The sequence below is a fragment of the Sporosarcina newyorkensis genome, assembly GCF_900167515.1.
In the GTDB taxonomy this organism is placed as follows: Bacteria; Bacillota; Bacilli; order Bacillales_A; family Planococcaceae; genus Sporosarcina; species Sporosarcina newyorkensis.
Genome location: NZ_FUYJ01000010.1, coordinates 40,750 through 56,971, shown reverse-complemented (window position 1 = coordinate 56,971; position 16,222 = coordinate 40,750). Strand labels below are relative to the sequence as shown.

At 44.4% G+C, this 16,222-nt stretch carries 17 protein-coding genes; 15 read left to right on the top strand and 2 right to left on the bottom strand.

Annotated features, from left to right (window positions below; genetic code table 11):
* Positions 1–74: 74 nt before the first annotated feature.
* The 14 genes from B5D59_RS16060 (at position 75) to B5D59_RS15995 (ending at position 14,554) form a co-directional block, all read left to right on the top strand.
* A complete protein-coding gene (locus B5D59_RS16060; RefSeq protein WP_078818665.1) occupies positions 75–1,103 on the top strand; it encodes an ABC transporter ATP-binding protein in 1,029 nt (342 codons plus the stop codon).
* Positions 1,081–2,007 (top strand): ATP-binding cassette domain-containing protein, encoded by a 927-nt coding sequence (locus B5D59_RS16055; RefSeq protein ID WP_078818664.1) that lies wholly within the window; start codon positions 1,081–1,083, stop codon positions 2,005–2,007. The genes B5D59_RS16060 and B5D59_RS16055 overlap by 23 nt, the downstream gene beginning before the upstream one ends.
* 12 nt (positions 2,008–2,019) lie before the next feature.
* Positions 2,020–2,988 (top strand): oligopeptide ABC transporter permease, encoded by a 969-nt coding sequence (gene opp4B, locus B5D59_RS16050; RefSeq protein WP_078818663.1) that lies wholly within the window; start codon positions 2,020–2,022, stop codon positions 2,986–2,988.
* A gap of 13 nt (positions 2,989–3,001) precedes the next feature.
* Positions 3,002–3,901, top strand: a complete 900-nt coding sequence (locus B5D59_RS16045; RefSeq protein WP_176132619.1) for an ABC transporter permease — start codon at positions 3,002–3,004, stop codon at positions 3,899–3,901.
* A gap of 14 nt (positions 3,902–3,915) precedes the next feature.
* On the top strand, positions 3,916–5,658 hold the full coding sequence (opp4A, locus tag B5D59_RS16040) for an oligopeptide ABC transporter substrate-binding protein (RefSeq protein WP_078818661.1): 1,743 nt from the start codon (positions 3,916–3,918) through the stop codon (positions 5,656–5,658).
* A gap of 231 nt (positions 5,659–5,889) precedes the next feature.
* On the top strand, positions 5,890–6,819 hold the full coding sequence (locus tag B5D59_RS16035; protein ID WP_078818706.1) for a S66 peptidase family protein: 930 nt from the start codon (positions 5,890–5,892) through the stop codon (positions 6,817–6,819).
* Positions 6,820–7,929 carry a mandelate racemase/muconate lactonizing enzyme family protein gene (locus B5D59_RS16030; RefSeq protein WP_078818660.1) on the top strand — a complete coding sequence of 370 codons (1,110 nt, stop codon included), beginning with the start codon at positions 6,820–6,822 and terminating at the stop codon, positions 7,927–7,929.
* Complete coding sequence (locus B5D59_RS16025; protein WP_078818659.1) at positions 7,916–8,821, top strand: C40 family peptidase; 906 nt, start codon at positions 7,916–7,918, stop codon at positions 8,819–8,821. The genes B5D59_RS16030 and B5D59_RS16025 overlap by 14 nt, the downstream gene beginning before the upstream one ends.
* Positions 8,822–9,009: 188 nt before the next feature.
* Complete coding sequence (locus tag B5D59_RS16020; protein WP_078818658.1) at positions 9,010–9,489, top strand: acyl-CoA thioesterase; 480 nt, start codon at positions 9,010–9,012, stop codon at positions 9,487–9,489.
* Positions 9,490–9,615: 126 nt separating this feature from the next.
* Positions 9,616–10,401, top strand: a complete 786-nt coding sequence (locus B5D59_RS16015) for a hypothetical protein (RefSeq protein WP_078818657.1) — start codon at positions 9,616–9,618, stop codon at positions 10,399–10,401.
* A 2-nt stretch (positions 10,402–10,403) separates the two neighbouring features.
* The gene (locus tag B5D59_RS16010) at positions 10,404–11,198 is read left to right on the top strand and encodes a hypothetical protein (protein WP_139366036.1); all 795 of its coding nucleotides are present in this window, start codon (positions 10,404–10,406) and stop codon (positions 11,196–11,198) included.
* 2 nt (positions 11,199–11,200) lie between these two features.
* Complete coding sequence (locus tag B5D59_RS16005; protein ID WP_040759947.1) at positions 11,201–11,569, top strand: GntR family transcriptional regulator; 369 nt, start codon at positions 11,201–11,203, stop codon at positions 11,567–11,569.
* Positions 11,562–12,254 (top strand): ABC transporter ATP-binding protein, encoded by a 693-nt coding sequence (locus B5D59_RS16000; protein ID WP_078818655.1) that lies wholly within the window; start codon positions 11,562–11,564, stop codon positions 12,252–12,254. The genes B5D59_RS16005 and B5D59_RS16000 overlap by 8 nt, the downstream gene beginning before the upstream one ends.
* Positions 12,255–12,646: 392 nt before the next feature.
* Positions 12,647–14,554 carry a DUF2207 domain-containing protein gene (locus B5D59_RS15995; protein WP_078818654.1) on the top strand — a complete coding sequence of 636 codons (1,908 nt, stop codon included), beginning with the start codon at positions 12,647–12,649 and terminating at the stop codon, positions 14,552–14,554.
* A 21-nt stretch (positions 14,555–14,575) separates the two neighbouring features.
* Here B5D59_RS15995 and mscL read toward each other — a convergent pair whose 3' ends face one another.
* Together mscL and B5D59_RS15985 are read right to left on the bottom strand one after the other, a co-directional pair.
* Positions 14,576–14,962 carry a large conductance mechanosensitive channel protein MscL gene (gene mscL, locus B5D59_RS15990; RefSeq protein WP_078818653.1) on the bottom strand — a complete coding sequence of 129 codons (387 nt, stop codon included), beginning with the start codon at positions 14,960–14,962 and terminating at the stop codon, positions 14,576–14,578.
* A gap of 27 nt (positions 14,963–14,989) precedes the next feature.
* On the bottom strand, positions 14,990–15,655 hold the full coding sequence (locus B5D59_RS15985) for a phosphatase PAP2 family protein (RefSeq protein WP_176132614.1): 666 nt from the start codon (positions 15,653–15,655) through the stop codon (positions 14,990–14,992).
* 141 nt (positions 15,656–15,796) lie between these two features.
* Between B5D59_RS15985 and ytxJ the strand changes: the two genes are divergently transcribed.
* Positions 15,797–16,126: a bacillithiol system redox-active protein YtxJ gene (gene ytxJ, locus B5D59_RS15980; RefSeq protein WP_078818651.1), complete on the top strand. Its 330-nt coding sequence runs from the start codon at positions 15,797–15,799 to the stop codon at positions 16,124–16,126.
* The last annotated feature ends 96 nt before the right edge of the window (positions 16,127–16,222 follow it).

Below are 16,222 nucleotides of genomic sequence, written 5' to 3'. Positions count from 1 at the left end.
TGTGGGCAACTTTTTAAAATTCAACGCATAATTTCCCGTTACTTATTCACACTATCCGCAAAGGAGTTGATGGTATGGAAGATATCTTATTAACTATCCACAAACTCCGGACATCTTTTCAGATTCATGGAAAATTTTACCCAGCCGTTGACGGAATTTCATTGACGATTCAAAAAAATGAAGTGTTGGCGATCGTTGGTGAATCGGGTTGTGGAAAAAGTGCGCTTGCGTTGTCAATCATGGGCTTACATCCATCTGATAGAACACTTGTGGAAGGCATTATCGAGTTTCAAGGCCGTAATCTGTTGCAGTTACCGATAGCAGAACTCAATCAAATCCGCGGAAAGCGACTAGCGATGATTTTCCAAGATCCGATGACAGCATTACACCCACTAATGATTGTGGGAAGGCAAATTGAAGAACCAATGAATGTACATCTGACCTTATCCACAAAAGAGAAAAAGCATCGGACATTACAGTTGCTTGAACGTGTGGGTATTCAAAATAACGAACAAGTCTATCAACAGTATCCCCACGAGCTGTCTGGCGGTATGCGGCAACGTGTACTGATTGCGATGGCACTTGCCTGTGATCCTGTGCTGCTTATTGCGGACGAACCGACAACGGCCCTCGATGTGACGATTCAAGCGCAAATCTTGGAATTGATGAAAGATTTGCAACGCCAATCGCAAGCGGGTATTTTATTGATCACGCATGACTTAGGTGTAGTAGCGGAGATGGCCGATCGTGTGGCAGTGATGTATGCAGGAGAAATTGTCGAGTTGGCACCGGTTCGTGAGTTGTTCTACAACCCAAAACACCCCTATACAAGATCGCTTCTTCAATCACTTCCTTCGGCCACCGGTCAAAAGCAGAAATTGCATGTCATTGAAGGCATTGTTCCAGCCATTGAACATCTTACAAGGAATGGTTGTCGTTTCGCCTCTCGTATTCCGTGGATTTCGAATGAATTGCATGAAGGCGAACCGATATTGCATGAAATTGCTGCTGATCATTTCGTTCGTTGTCGATGTCACGAACACTTCTACTTGCCTGCGGAAAGAATGGGAGACGAAAGCAATGCCTCTATTACAGCTACATGACGTGACGGTTCAATTCCCTGAGAAAGGTGGTTTTTTGAAACGGACTATTCCACCGCGTTCTGTCGTGGATCAAGTAAGTTTTCAAATTTTCCAAGGTGAAGTTTATGGTCTCGTGGGGGAATCTGGATGTGGCAAGTCGACAACAGCGAGAGCGATCATGGGCTTGAATTCGTTAGCGAATGGACAGATTTTATTCCAAGGTGACGATTTATACCAGATGTCTCGAGCGTCACGGAAATTGCGGATGAAAGATATCCAAATGATATTCCAAGACCCTTATTCTTCGTTAAATCCACGAAAAAATGTCTGGAATATTATTGCGGAACCGTTGCGTAATTTTGAAAACCTCTCTAAAGAAGAAGAGCTGGCAAAAGTTCAAGAGTTGGTGGAGCGAGTAGGTTTGAATGCTGAATCAATATATCAGTATCCTCATCAATTTTCAGGCGGACAGCGGCAGCGTATCGGTATTGCTCGTGCGCTCGCTTTGCGTCCGCAGTTACTTATTGCGGATGAGCCGGTCTCTGCACTCGACGTTTCTGTGCAGGCTCAAGTACTAAATTTCATGAAAGATATTCAAGAAGAGTTTGAGCTGACTGTGTTATTTATTTCTCACGACTTAGGAATTGTTCGCCATATGTGTGATCGGATTGGCATCATGTATAAAGGACGTTTGGTTGAAGAAGGGACAGTCGAAGACATTTATGAACGGCCCAGTCATTTATATACTAAACGTCTAGTGGCGGCGATGCCGGAATTGAATCCAGAAAAACGTTCGGAAAAAGTGAAGCAAAGACGGCAGATAAATGAGCAATATGAGCTGGCTGCAGATCAATTTTTTGATTCGTCGGGCAGAATTATAGAGCTGCGGAAGATTTCAGATACCCACAGGGCAGCTTTGAAGTGAGGAGGTAAGGAAGTGCTTGTTTTTATTGTAAGAAGAACCTTACTGATGATTCCGCAGTTGCTTTTACTGAGTATCCTCATTTTCTTTTTGGCTAAACAGATGCCAGGCGATGCAGTAACCGGTGCATTCATGGGAAAACCGAATGTATCGGCAGAACAAATGGAGAAGATCCGTGAACAGCACGGTTTAAATGATCCATGGATTGTGCAATATGGGCGCTGGATAGGAGATGCAGTACGCGGAGATTTTGGGCAGTCATTTGTGCATAAGCAGCCGGTTACACAACTGCTGGCTGGGCGTATTGAAAATACGATCTGGCTGTCGGTGGCAACGCTTGTGGTTACGTATTTGATTGCGATTCCGCTTGGCATGATTGCGGGCAGATGGACTGGAAGCTGGGCGGATCAGTTCATCGTGACGTATAACTATGTTTCATTTGCAACACCTGTTTTCGTCTTCGCTTTATTGATGTTATATGTTTTTGGCTTTGTGCTGAATTGGTTTCCAAGCGGAGGCAGCGTGGACATCCGGGTTGAGGAAGGAACTGCAGAGTATGTGTGGGATAAGCTGAAACATTTGGTGCTGCCTGTTTTGTCAGGCTCGCTGTTGCTGACTTATTCGACTGTGCAGTATTTGCGCAATGAAATCATTGAGACCAAAATGAAAGACTTTGTGAAGACGGCTCGTGCGAAAGGCGTATCGGAAAATGTAGTGTATCATCGACATATCCTACGGCATTCGATATTGCCGATTGCAGCGTTTTTAGGCTATGAGATTACGGGATTGATTGCAGGTTCGGTATTTATTGAAACGATCTTTAGTTATCCAGGACTCGGCCGACTTTTCATCGACTCGATTATGACACGTGATTTCACGGTGGTCACAGCACTTGTTCTTATTTCTGGCGCAGCGGTTATCGTAGGGACGATGTTGTCGGATATTATTTTACGCATGGTGGATCCGCGGATTCGTCTTGGATGAAAGGGAGATGAAGATGGAGCTTACGAATGAAGCTATGCGGCAGGCAAAAATGGGCAATCAATCGTTTCACTCTGCAATTTGGCGGGAAATTCGACATGACCGGATGGCATTAGTATCGTTGATCGTGCTCGTTTGCATCGTAGGGATTGCGTATATCTCCCCCTTCTTTCTTTCCATAGACCGTGTGACGAGAATCGATTTATCCAGCATTTATTTGGCACCGTCTGCTGTGCATTGGCTTGGGACGGATGACGGAGGGCGGGATGTCTTTGGTCAGCTGCTGCTCGGTGCACGGAATTCGTTTACGATTGGAGTTTGCGTCACATTACTGGCAAGTCTGTACGGCTTGACGATTGGCTTGATTGCCGGCTTTTATGGTGGAATTGTTGATCAGATCATTTGTAGGGTACTTGATTTTCTAATGATTTTACCGTCTTTGATGATCATCATTGTTTTTGTTGTGATGGTACCGAATTACAGTGTCTTCAATTTCATTCTGATTATGAGCATCTTTGCTTGGTTCGGCAAGGCTCGCCTTATCCGCTCGAGAGGATTGGCGGAACGAGAGCTGGACTATATTCATGCTTCCAAAACACTTGGCACACCCGATTGGAAGATCATGCTCTTTGAAATGCTGCCGAATTTGAGTTCATTGATCATCGTCAACATGACGCTGACGTTAGCGGGGAATATTGGGCTGGAGACAGGTTTGACGTTTCTCGGATTCGGTCTGCCATCTGGGACCCCATCACTCGGCACACTGATTGCGCTGGCAAAGAACCCTGATATTGTCCAAAACAAATGGTGGGTTTGGCTTCCTGCTGCACTGCTCATTTTAGTGATCATGCTATGTATTAATTATATCGGTCAAGCAGTCAAACGAGCTTCAGATGCGAGACAGCGAATTGCGTAAAGGAGGAGAATGGCTTGCAGAAAAAGTGGATGCTCATCTTGCTAATATTTGTGGTAGCGGGCTGTTCGGAGGCACAATCACGTGTTCAAGGAGAAACCGAACCGCCTGTATTTCCATTGGAAGTATCCAATCAAGATAAGCCGATAGAGGATGGAGAGATGATTGTTGCATTGGTCAGTTCAGACCCTTTTGAAGGTACACTAAGCCGGCCTTTTTACAGCGGTTCATTTGACGCGGAAATTATGAATTGGTTTGATGAAGCTTTACTTTCCACTGACAGTGATTTTGAGATTACGAATGATGGAGCAGCGACGTATGAGTTGTCTGATGATAAACGAACGATTACGCTCCGCATTAAAGAGGGAGTTTATTGGCATGATGGTGAGCCGGTTTTGGCAAGTGATTTACTGTATGCCTATGAATTGCTAGGTCATCCCGATTATGCAGGAGAGCGCTATACGTTCACAGTCGAAAACATCGAAGGTATGGATGACTATCATGCTGGGCGAACGAAGAAAATTTCGGGAATTCAAGTACATGATGAACGGACGATTAGCGTGACATTCAAAACTGCATCTCCTTCCATTATGACGGGATTCTGGTCCGTTCCAGTTCCGCGGCATCACGTAGGAGATGTGACGGCGGGCGAGTTGACGATGGAGGAGCTGGAGTCGTCTGAGAAAATTCGTATCACACCGATCGGGTTCGGTCCTTATATTATAGTGAAAATCGTGCCGGGTGAATCGGTGCTCTTGGAACGAAACGAGGACTATTGGAGAGGCCGACCTCAGCTGCAATCCGTGGTATTGAAAACAGTGAACGAAGCCATTGTTGTGGAGTCGCTTAAAAAAGGGGACGTAGATTTGGCGAAAGTCCCTGCCGATCAATATGAAACGGTGAAGAAGTTGGACAATATCGAGTTGCTCGGTGACTTGGATCTGGCTTATAGCTATATTGGATTCAAAATAGGCAAGTGGGATGATGAAAAGAAAGAGAACCGGATGGATCCAAAGTCGAAACTGGCCAATAAATTGGTGCGTCAAGCAATGTGGCATGCTATGGATAACGAGTCAGTCGGCACCTATTTATATCATCATCTGCGCTTTCCTGCCACGACACTCATCGTACCTGGATTTGAATCGTATCATGACGCAAAAAATCTCGGACGTCCGTATGATCCTGAAAAGGCGAGGGCCTTGCTGGATGAAGCAGGGTATATCGATAAGAACGGAGATGGCTTTCGTGAAGATCCTGCCGGCAAGCCATTCATTCTTCACTTCGCATCAATGGCAGGAGGCGATGTCGCTGAGCCGATCGCGAAGTACTATATACAAAACTGGGCGGATGTCGGATTGAAAGTAGAGTTGACGGACGGCCGTTTGCACGATTTCAATGCGTTTTATGAGCTAGTAAAATCAGATGATCCGAAAGTGGATATCTTCCAGGGAGCATGGGGCACAGGTTCCGATCCAGATCCGTCCGGTTTATACGGTCGCAAAGCGCTGTTCAATTATTCTCGGTATACGAGCGAAAGGAATGATGCACTGCTAGAAGCGGGCACATCTAAACAGGCGTTTGATACGGAGAAACGACGAGAAATTTATAAGGAATGGCAGGCGTTGATGGTGGAGGACGTCCCACTGGTGCCAACATTGTACCGTTATGAGTTGATCGGCGTGAATACGCGAGTGGTGAATTATTCGATCGATGCAAATTCGGAAAATCGTCATGTGTGGAAGTGGGGTGTGTCGGCGTAATAAATTTTTTTGGCCGGCGATCATAAACTCCTGAGACGCGATCATATATCTGTGCAGGCGCTCATAATTCATCCATACTCGCTCATACCATCTTCCTTAGCGATCATAATACTTCTGCTCGCGCTCCTAAACATCCCACCTGCGCTCATATCCCCCACGTATCATACCGTCGTTTTGTGGTATTATCTCTGTCCTGTTCTGAATATGATAGAGTAGGACGTAGAAAGGGTGATGAATAGGATGATTCGTCCAAAGCGTTTAGTAAAAGGTGATTTGATAGGGATTGTGGCGCCGGCCAGCCCGGTTGCGCGCGAAGATGTAGAGCGATCGTTTTCATTTCTCAGGCAGCTGGGACTTCGCTATGTATTGGGCAAGTCTATATACGAAGTAAATGGCTATTTGGCAGGCTCTGATGAAGAGCGTCTTGCCGACTTGCATAATATGTTCAGCAATCCTGAAGTGAAAGGGATTTTTTGCGCGGGTGGAGGGTATGGTTCGGCTCGTTACGCGGATCAAATCGATATGGAATTAATTCATGAGCATCCGAAGATGTTTTGGGGATTCAGTGATATTACTTATTTACATACAGTGATCCGACAAGGTTCCGGACTTGTGACCTTTCATGGTCCGATGCTCGCTTCCTGTGTTGCGAAGGATGAATTTCATGAACTGTCGGGGAAAATGTTCGGACAGCTATTTGAACCTGTGGAAGTTCATTACACGGAAGAAATTTCACCGCTAGAATCACTGAGTGGAGGAATAGCAGAAGGAGAGGTAGTCGGTGGTAATTTGACACAGCTTGCGAACAGCCTCGGCAGTGAGTTTGAGATTAAAACTAACCAAAAATTGCTTTTCATTGAAGATATCGGAGAAGAGCCGTATAAAGTAGATCGTTTGTTAAATCAATTACGTTTGGCAGGAAAGCTCCGCGAAGCAGCGGGCATCATCATTGGGGATTTTGCGAAAGCACAACCTTCCAATCCAGAGAAAACTCTGTCGCTGGATGAAGTGTTCGCTCATTACTTCGATGGGCTTGGCAAGCCGGTTGTTAAAGGATTTAAGATCGGGCATTGCGAACCGAATATCGCAATCCCGCTCGGTGTAAAGGGACGTTTAAATGCGGAGGAAAAGACGCTGACTATCTTACCGGGAGTGGAATGAATGAAAATTCGCACCGTAGAAACATTTTTGGTGCAATCATCGCTTCAGAAACCGTTCGTAACAGCATTACGGACGGTGCATACGGTGCAGTCCGTAATCGTCAAATTGACCGCAGAAAATGGGTTGATCGGCTGGGGAGAAGCTGTACCGACGCATGTCATAACTGGCGATTCAATTGGCAGTATTCGCTATGCTGTTGAAAGAGTGTTGGCGCCGGAGCTGATCGGGCAGGATGTGACAAAGCGCGAGATTTTATTTGAACGCATGAATCGAGCACTCGTAGGCAATCCGAGCGCCAAAGCGGGGGTTGATTTGGCGATTCATGATTTATTTGGAAAACTATGCAAATTGCCCTTGGTTCAATTGTTAGGGGGATATCGCGAGAGCTTGTCGACCGATTTGACCGTCAGTGTTGGGACGCCGATTGAAATGGCGCATGAGGCAGCAAAGCATTTAGCAAAAGGCTTCACTACATTGAAAGTGAAAATCGGTACAGGAAGTCTTCAGGAGGACAGAAAGCGAGTTCGGGAGATACGCAGGAAAGTTGGGGCAGATGTGGTCATTCGTCTCGATGCCAATCAAGGTTGGAAACCGAAAGAAGCCATCCGGATGATTCAGCAGTTGGAAGACGACGGGATGGATATTGAATTGGTCGAACAGCCGGTTGCTGCATATGATATCGAAGGGTTGAAGGAAGTGACGCGGCAGACACAGACATCCATCATGGCGGACGAATCACTATTTTCAACTGTTGATGCTAGACGATTGCTGGAGATACGTGCAGTCGATGTTCTGAATATCAAATTGATGAAGTCGGGGGGAATCCACGAAGCCTTGAAGATCAATGCGTTGGCTCAAGCATTTGGGATCGAATGCATGATGGGCAGTATGATGGAGACGGCTGTAGGAGTGACAGCAGCTGCTCATTTTGCAGCGAGTCAGTCGAATATTACACGAGTTGATTTAGATGCACCGCTTTTATTGTCGAAGGGTTTTGAAAGTGGCGGTCTTCAATACAATGGTTCCGCCATTGAATTGGGCAGCGGACCTGGATTAGGTTTTGACTCGAATCGGATGGGGCAGTGGATGAAGGAACATGCCTGTGAATGAGCGGTGGGTGTGCGCGGTGAGTGCAGCAACGGTTTGGTCGGATCCGAATTCACCTAGGCTCGTGGATCTCCCTGCGTTGAATTACCCGGTACAGTTGGAAAAGTGGTTGGCGCAGTTATCGTTTGAAGAGCGTTTAGCTTTAAGTGATAAGGGGCAGATTCAAACACAGATTTTATATGGCGAGTCGGTGATAATTGATGAAGTGGTGGGGGATTGGGCGAAAGTAATCGCTTGCCGACAGCCGTCTCGCAAAGATCCGCGCGGCTATCCTGGCTGGGTGCCGCTTGTACAATTATCAGCAGCCAAAAAAGTACACACTGAAGAATTTGTACGCGTGTCTGCTCGCAAAGCTTGGGTGCTGGAGGAGTCGGGAGACCCTTTTTTGCGTGTATCGTTCAATACGATTTTCCCTTGCGGCAAGCAGCAAGACGGCAGGACGCATATATGGACACCGCATGGTTGGAAGCTGATCAGCAATACAGATGTGAAGCGGTTCAAGCCGATTGAAGAATTATCTTGCGGTAAACCTTTGACTGTAGGCAAACAGTTTTTAGGACTGCCCTATTTATGGGGTGGCATGTCAGCGTGGGGTTTTGATTGCTCAGGCTTCATCTTTAATCTTTGGAAGGCGTGCGGAGTCCTATTGCCGCGAGATGCATCTGACCAGGAGAAGACAGGGATACCTGTTTCGCTGAATCAGACCGAATGGCGGCAAGGCGATCTGTTGTTTTTCAGAGAAGATGAAGATGCCATTGTGAGCCATGTTGGCATGTATGCTGGGAATGGACAAATGCTTCATGCACCGTCAACTGGAAAGTCAGTAGAGCAGATTCAACTGGCTTCATCTATTTATGCCGATAAATTATGCCGTGTACGCAGAGTGTGCAAGTGAGTTGTCGAGGCGTGTAGTGTTCTTTTTGAATATAGGAAAAACCGAACTCAGTAGCGCGTTCGGTTTTTTGTGTTCGTTTCTATATGTTCTGAAGAGCCTAGAAATTCTTATTGAATCAATTCTTTAATAGAGAAGTACAGCCTTTTTTCGGTATACTAATAAAAGGAATACATAAGGGAGCTGTCAAAATGTCTGAACCAAAATCAATGGGTCAATCAAGGACCATTCAAAGTAAGCTAGTATTACCGCCTGATACGAATCACATTCAGTCCATTTTCGGAGGGAAAGTGCTTGCCCATATTGATGAAATTGCTGCGATTGCTGCGATGAAACATGCGGGTACGAGAGCAGCTGTAACGGCGTCGATCGATTCAGTCGATTTTGTATCGCCGGCATTGCTGGGAGATATGATTGAATTGGAAGCGATCGTCACTTCTGTCGGTAACACGTCAATGGAAGTGTTCGTATCGGTCCATTCCAAGAACTTGGTGACAGGAGAAGTGAGATTAACTACCGAATCATTCTGTACGATGGTGGCGGTGGACGAGACGAACCGACCTATATCGGTAGCGCCGATTTATCCGGAAACAGAAGCCGAAAAGCGTCTTTTCGACTCAGCGCCGGCTAGAAGGGAATTGCGGCAGCAACGACGTTTGATGAAACATTAAAATAACGCAAGGAAGGAACAGTTTTACTGTCCATCCTTGCGTTTTTAATTTGTAACCGCTTGTTACTTCTTTTCGTATAGTGTACTATGTAACTAACACACTAGAGCGAAGGGGGATGATTAGAATATGAAGACTTGGAAAGGGTTATGGAAAAAGGAATGGCAGATGATGAGAGGTTGGCTTTCCGCAACGACGGTTATAGCCATTTTGTTGATCATTGTTTCGTCATCCGCATTGTCATTTTTAGTTGAAGGCAAATTAGTGGTTTCATTTATGCTCGGTATTTCGTTGATGATGATGACATTAATCGTTGTGTGCGTCCCAGTGTCTTTATTGCTGAATAGCTTATGGATAGAATGGAACCGACCGGATGTGTGGCTGCATTCCCCTCAAACCATCTACCAATTGTTTGGATGTAAAACGGTGTTTGCCTCAGTCATTGGGTTCGTCAGCATGATTGTCCCAGGCGTTACTCTTGCTCTATATGCCTCTATTTTTGACGCTTCTATTACAGAAGTAGGGGTGGCAAAGTTTATCGGAATGATGTATACCTTCATCTCTTCGGTTTTCTTAGGAGCAGTCGGTTTAATGCTGATTGGCTTATTTCTTGCAGTTGTCTACCGAGTGATCAAGTCATATGTTCGCCGGGGAGCTTTCTTCATCTGGCTGATTGTTCTATTCATTTTGATGTGGCTATTTCAGACAGCACTGGAATCCAAGTTGTATCAAAAGATTGTTCATCTTGGTCAATTTTCCACTTATACTGACTCGAGAAATATCTCAGTAGGAAATTTTTATTTTGCTCAAAGTACTATGGCGCTATATGCAGGGCAGATCTTTGTAGTAGTCGGATTCCTAGCGTTTCTCTTTGTTTCCTCCGCTTGGCTATTTGAAAAGAAGGTGAGGTTATGAGAATGGATTCTACATGGCGCGGATTGTTCAAGAAAGAATGGATTTTGTTGAAGTGGACGGTGGTATGGGTTGTTTTGCTGAACGTGTTGGTAATTTTAGTGGTACCTTCATTAATCAGCAACCTCGTAGGCATTCCAGGTAAATTGTATGAAAACACATATGTGCTAGGTGGAACCTGGTTTGCTTTCTATACCTTTATGGGTGCTGGGATTTTGTCCGTAAGTTTGACGAAGGAAATGAAAAGCCTGGAAATGTGGCTGCATTCTCCAAGATCTATGTTGCAGTTAGTCGGAGCAAAGTCGCTGTTCGCTGCCTGTACATCAATTGTTACATTGTTTTTCGGAGGAGCATTGCTAGGAGTTACACTTTATTTCTTAGAAGATTGGACCGTTTCCTCCGCTTGGCAAGGGTTTTTGGCATTGGTTAGCATTTTACTGGCAATTTCATTGAAATTGATTTTCGTTATGACTATCGGGTTTTTCTTCTGGAGCGTATATCAAGTGTTGCGGTGCCGAACAAGTTTCTTTGCTGTACCAATTACAGGGTTTCTCTTCGTGGTTGCAAGTATTTTATGGGAAGTCCTCAGGATAAACAACTTCTTTAACTGGCTTCGTACATTAGTGCCGCTGAGATTAACGAATGAATCTTTTTATAATGAACAAACAAGTTATTTTTTTACAGGATTTGTGCCGAACGGAATCGTATTTTCCATAGGAAGTCTGTTGTTTTACTTGGTTCTCAGCTATTTATTAGTGGCTGCTGGATCGAGGTTGTTTGAGAAGAAAGTGAGGTTGTGAAGATGAGCATGAAGTTTCTTCCGGATAAACCCATTTACCAGCAGCTCATCGATCATATTATCGGTGACATCATTCGTGGGGCACTCGCAGCTGGAGAGAAACTGCCATCTGTTCGAGAATATGCTGTTGCAGTCGGTGTCAATGCCAATACGATGCAGCGCGTGTATAAAGAATTGGAACAAATGGAGATTACGGAGACAAGAAGGGGGCAGGGATCATTCGTGACAGAGAATAAAGAGCGGATTGAGGAGCTTCGTGAAGAGATGAAGGAGCAGCTCGTGCAGTCATTTATCCAAAATGTAGAGGCTCTCGGATTTACGACGAATGAAATGGTCAACTATCTGTCGAAAAGAGGTGGGAATGATGATTGAATTGCAAACTGTCTCAAAGCGTTATGGTTTTAAGCACGCACTAAACGGAGTGACGCTTGCGTTGCCAAAAGGGAAAATCATCGGCTTAGTTGGTGAAAATGGAAGCGGGAAAACGACCGTGCTCAAGTTGATGGCAGGTTTACTGTCACCCAATGCAGGAGTGGTTGCATTAGATGGAAAGACGATTACAAGAAGAGTTGCAGCGAAAATTGCTTATATGCCAGATACCGATTTGTTTTATCCATATTTCACAGTGGGCCAGTTATTTGAATTTTATGATTCGCAGTTTGAAGACTTTCAACTAAAGAAGGCGAAAGAGATTGCAGACTTTCTGAAAGTTTCGTTGGATGTCAAAATCAGTACGCTGTCGAAGGGAAACCGGGGACGTGTCAAAATTGCAGTTACACTCGGTCGGGAAGTGGATTATTATTTATTGGATGAACCATTTTCGGGCTTGGATCCGATGGTTCGCGAAGATATCTCGAAAGGTCTCATTCGCTTTACAGATACCGAACGGCAAACCGTATTGATGTCCACGCATGAGATTAAAGAAGTGGAACCGCTGCTGGATGAGCTAATTGTGTTAAAGGAAGGACGGATTCTGGCTCATAAGGAAATCGACGAGATTCGCGACGTGTATGGAATGGATGCGACTTCTTGGTTAGTTTCTCTTTTTCGGGCATAAACAAAAAACAGCAGGAGATGAAATGGTAACTACCAATTCATTCACTGCTGTTTGTTTTAGTTATCGCTACTGAATGTACGAACTAGGCCGAGTACTGTTCCACCGAGAATAAATGCGAACAACGCATACATGATGTAGATGAACCACATGAATATTCACTCCTTTAATCAGTATCCTGCCTTTTATTGTATCACCTAGGCAGGTGCGTTGCAATGGCGTTCACCGGACAACTGTGTCGGCTGTGCGACTGTAGGCATAGATCATTTCCGTGGGAAAATAGACAGTTGTTTCCGCATATACTACCCCCTTAACTCCTAACTTTACCAGTGGATGAAACTGTTGCATGACTTGGTTCGTAAGCAATTCAACAGACTGGTGGCGGAGGGGTTGTTATGAAGAGAATTTTCGCAGTATGCGTATTTTTATTAGTTGTAGGGCTGCCGATTGGTTCGGTAGCAGCGAAGTCGTACTCGATAGATGAAGTTCAGATCCGAGGATGGATTGATCGCGACGGCACGATGCTGGTGAATGAATTATTCACCTATTCATTTGACGGAGATTTTACAAAGCTGACACGAGCTTTTCCAGCTGAGCATCGACAGCAAATTTCAGGATTCAAAGCATTTGAAGTACAAGACGGTCATGCGGAAGTGGGCTTTGTCGATGAAAGTAAGATGCACAGACTTCCTGTTTCATTAAACAAAGAAAATTGGGTAACGAAAATAGCACAAACAGATGGAACGATTCAAGTAATGTATATTTATTACATGAAAAATGCGGTAGTTTCATATGATACATACAGTGATCTGCAATTAACCCTTTTCGAAAAGGGTTCAAATCATAATATTGATATGAAACAATTGCAGATTTCCTTTATTTTGCCGGAAGGCGTAAGTGAACAAAATCTTCATGGCTATTTACAGGCCTCTAACGGAGAAGAGCCAGTTGTTCATGAAAATGGAATTCAGTTTTACACGCCTGTATCTAAAGCAAATACCCTGACAGCGACACGAATGCTGTTTCCTTCATCTATAATGACAGCTCAGAATAAAGGTGAGGCACCAATTCCATTGGAAGAAGTAATGGCAGAAGAACAACAAAAGGCAGAGCATGAGGCTTGGAAGGCTGCGCAGATTCCGAACCTCGAAAAGATTGCCCTAGTTTTAAGTGTCCTTCTCGGGCTGTTCGCAGCTTTTTTCATCTGGATGCGTTCACCTGGCCGTGGATATTTTGGAAGTGTCGACTATGTGATGAAGACAGATCCTTTATACCTCAGCTTTGTAGACCATTCCGGCAGTTGGTTTAGAAGCAGTTTCTTGGCGGGTTTGTTTTCATTAGTCGATAAAGGGGAGGTCGATGTAGAGTTGGCGGACAGTGCTGACCGTTTTCTAGACCATCCGGGCTCGCCTCCAAAGTCGCTGCAATTTCATTTGTTAAAGGGAAGAAGCGGACTATCAGAGTTTGAACGTACACTAGTGACGTGGTTATTTAAGATACGGAAATCACAAAGACAGTTTCATTTGCACGATATTGCGGAAGGTAAGGAATCCAAAGCAGCTTTGAGAAAACAGCATGCATTTGAAGTAGAACATGGAAAATGGCATGAAGAAGTTAAGGAGTTACTAGTGGATTCGGGAACATTGTCCAAACGGCTTTCATACCTTTTAAAGCTTTCAATTTTAATCGTTACTGGCTTTGTAGCGGCTGGGGCTTTTTATGTAACAGGTGATGAAGAGTGGGGTTGGAACCTAGTGTTACCGGCAATTTTCTTCTTCATAGCCCTCTATAGCATCAAAGAAAAGATCCAAAAATGGCCGTCGATTATCTATTTCGTCGTGTTGTTATTTTTAGTTAATTCTATAGAGTATGGAGAGTTAGTAACGGCTTTAAGTATTTTTATTATAGTGGCATTTATCGCATTTTACTTAATTCCAAAGACTATACTTAGTTCCAAGACAGCACTCTATGCAAAGATGAGCATGAATAAGTTTCGCAGGCAGATGAAATATGGCATGCCTGAAGGATTGTCAGAGGAAGAACAGCAACAATTTTTGATTCGAGCCTATTTGCTTAAACCTTCTAAAAAGAAACTGCCTCAATTAGCAGGTGTAGGAACGGCGACAACAGCGTTGGCAACGTTATTCATGTTGCCTGAAGATCCGCTGCAATTTGTATATTCTAATTGGGGACCGTCACTAAAAGTGCAAGCAGACAGTTCGGGTGGAACGTCATACGATGGAGGCGGTGTATACTCTGGCGGAGGCGGAGGTGACGGAGGTGGGGGTGCAGGGGCGGATTGACCGCCTTCTACACATCTTCTTTTATCTTTGCTCTTTCAATAGATCTCGAATTTCGGTCAGTAATTCTTCCTTAATGTCTAACGGCTTTTCTTCAGGCTCTTCCTCGACAGGTTCTTCTTTTTTTATTTTCAGTTTGATGAGCAACCGAAGGAATAAGAAGAGTGAAGCCGCCACGATCATGAAATTGATAATTGATTGAATGAACAGTCCATACATGATCTCTGCGTCTTTATATTCGAAGCTCAATCCTGAGAAATCTAGACCACCCGATAATATACCGATAATCGGTCCAATGATGTTATCGACAAGTGAAGATACGATCGTACTGAAAGCAGCTCCAATAACAACGCCTATAGCTAAATCAAAAATATTTCCTTTAAACGCAAATTCTTTAAACTCTTTCCACATATACAGTCATTCCTTTTATAACAAAATTCAATTAACCCCGGACTCTTTCCAAGCGCTTAGCATTTTACGTTGGAAACGTTGATAAACGGCAATCGAAGCTATTACCCAGACAGCGCTTGCCAGTATACCCCCGACAATATCACTAGGGAAATGTACGCCTAAATAGATTCGGCTAACCGCAATCATCATAATCATCAATGCAGCGGCTGTGATAATTGCTGCACGGCTCCAGGAAGTCCGCAGGTTGCGCCAAACAATATAAGCGATGATGGTATACAAGCTAAATGCCATCATCGTATGACCGCTCGGAAAGCTGTATCCCCCAATATCGATCAAACGATGGAATTCTGGACGTTCTCGTTTAAAGATGAACTTCAGGACTTGATTCAGAATTCCTGTACCGCCAATAACCGCGACTAGTAAAACAGCTTGTGCGCGGTGACGCTTCCATAGTAGGATCGCCAAACTAGCGAAGGAGATGAGTGCGACGATGCCGGTAGAGCCAATGGTTGTGAAAGCCTTCATCGTGGCCGTCAGCCAGGGAACTTCAGAGCCTTGCACGAAAGCGATAATCACTTCATCAAAACTAGTGATCGTATGTAAGTGAATAGCAGCAGAGACAAAAACAAATAAACCCATCAAAATCAAACTGGCAATCCAAGTGAGCAATAGGCGAAGTGAGAGGTCACACACGTTCCATAACATCCTTTCTATAGTAACTATATTGTGAAGGATTGCAAAAAAAATGTACAGTGATAGGTCGGAATTTGTGAGCTCAATCACTTTTTCCGTGGAAGTGAGATGAGGTATACTAGTAAAAAGGAGTGTTGCCATATGCATGAAATCTTTACGACAGAACAATGGGATGATCTTCTTGATCAATCCAATGAAGTACCTATCCTGTTAATGAAGCATAGTTCTACCTGTCCAATCAGTTTAGCTGCATTTGACGCATTTCAGCGTGTTGAAACAGATTTGCCCAAGTATTATCTGATCGTCCAAAAAAGTAAGCCGCTATCTCGGGAAATCGAGCGGGATATGCAAATTCGCCACGAATCACCACAACTATTTTTGATGAAGAATGGAAATGTAGTTTGGCAGGCAACCCATTATTCTATCCGAGAACCTGCTATTACCCAGGCGATCCAAGAGCATTATGCTTGATGGGCGGATAAAAAGAAGTAGGACGCGTACTCCACAAAGGAGTACGCTTTTTAGATTAGGATTTTATCAAAATTCGATATGACATTTGTCATCTCA

What these genes read in the sequence shown, in the direction of transcription:
- B5D59_RS16060 (WP_078818665.1), top strand. Translation starts at nt 75, where the DNA reads ATGGAAGATATCTTATTAACTATCCACAAACTCCGGACATCTTTTCAG.
- B5D59_RS16055 (WP_078818664.1), top strand. Translation starts at nt 1,081, where the DNA reads ATGCCTCTATTACAGCTACATGACGTGACGGTTCAATTCCCTGAGAAA.
- B5D59_RS16045 (WP_176132619.1), top strand. Translation starts at nt 3,002, where the DNA reads ATGGAGCTTACGAATGAAGCTATGCGGCAGGCAAAAATGGGCAATCAA.
- B5D59_RS16035 (WP_078818706.1), top strand. Translation starts at nt 5,890, where the DNA reads ATGAATAGGATGATTCGTCCAAAGCGTTTAGTAAAAGGTGATTTGATA.
- B5D59_RS16030 (WP_078818660.1), top strand. Translation starts at nt 6,820, where the DNA reads ATGAAAATTCGCACCGTAGAAACATTTTTGGTGCAATCATCGCTTCAG.
- B5D59_RS16025 (WP_078818659.1), top strand. Translation starts at nt 7,916, where the DNA reads ATGCCTGTGAATGAGCGGTGGGTGTGCGCGGTGAGTGCAGCAACGGTT.
- B5D59_RS16020 (WP_078818658.1), top strand. Translation starts at nt 9,010, where the DNA reads ATGTCTGAACCAAAATCAATGGGTCAATCAAGGACCATTCAAAGTAAG.
- B5D59_RS16015 (WP_078818657.1), top strand. Translation starts at nt 9,616, where the DNA reads ATGAAGACTTGGAAAGGGTTATGGAAAAAGGAATGGCAGATGATGAGA.
- B5D59_RS16010 (WP_139366036.1), top strand. Translation starts at nt 10,404, where the DNA reads ATGGATTCTACATGGCGCGGATTGTTCAAGAAAGAATGGATTTTGTTG.
- B5D59_RS16005 (WP_040759947.1), top strand. Translation starts at nt 11,201, where the DNA reads ATGAGCATGAAGTTTCTTCCGGATAAACCCATTTACCAGCAGCTCATC.
- B5D59_RS16000 (WP_078818655.1), top strand. Translation starts at nt 11,562, where the DNA reads ATGATTGAATTGCAAACTGTCTCAAAGCGTTATGGTTTTAAGCACGCA.
- B5D59_RS15995 (WP_078818654.1), top strand. Translation starts at nt 12,647, where the DNA reads ATGAAGAGAATTTTCGCAGTATGCGTATTTTTATTAGTTGTAGGGCTG.
- mscL (WP_078818653.1), bottom strand. Translation starts at nt 14,962, where the DNA reads ATGTGGAAAGAGTTTAAAGAATTTGCGTTTAAAGGAAATATTTTTGAT.
- ytxJ (WP_078818651.1), top strand. Translation starts at nt 15,797, where the DNA reads ATGCATGAAATCTTTACGACAGAACAATGGGATGATCTTCTTGATCAA.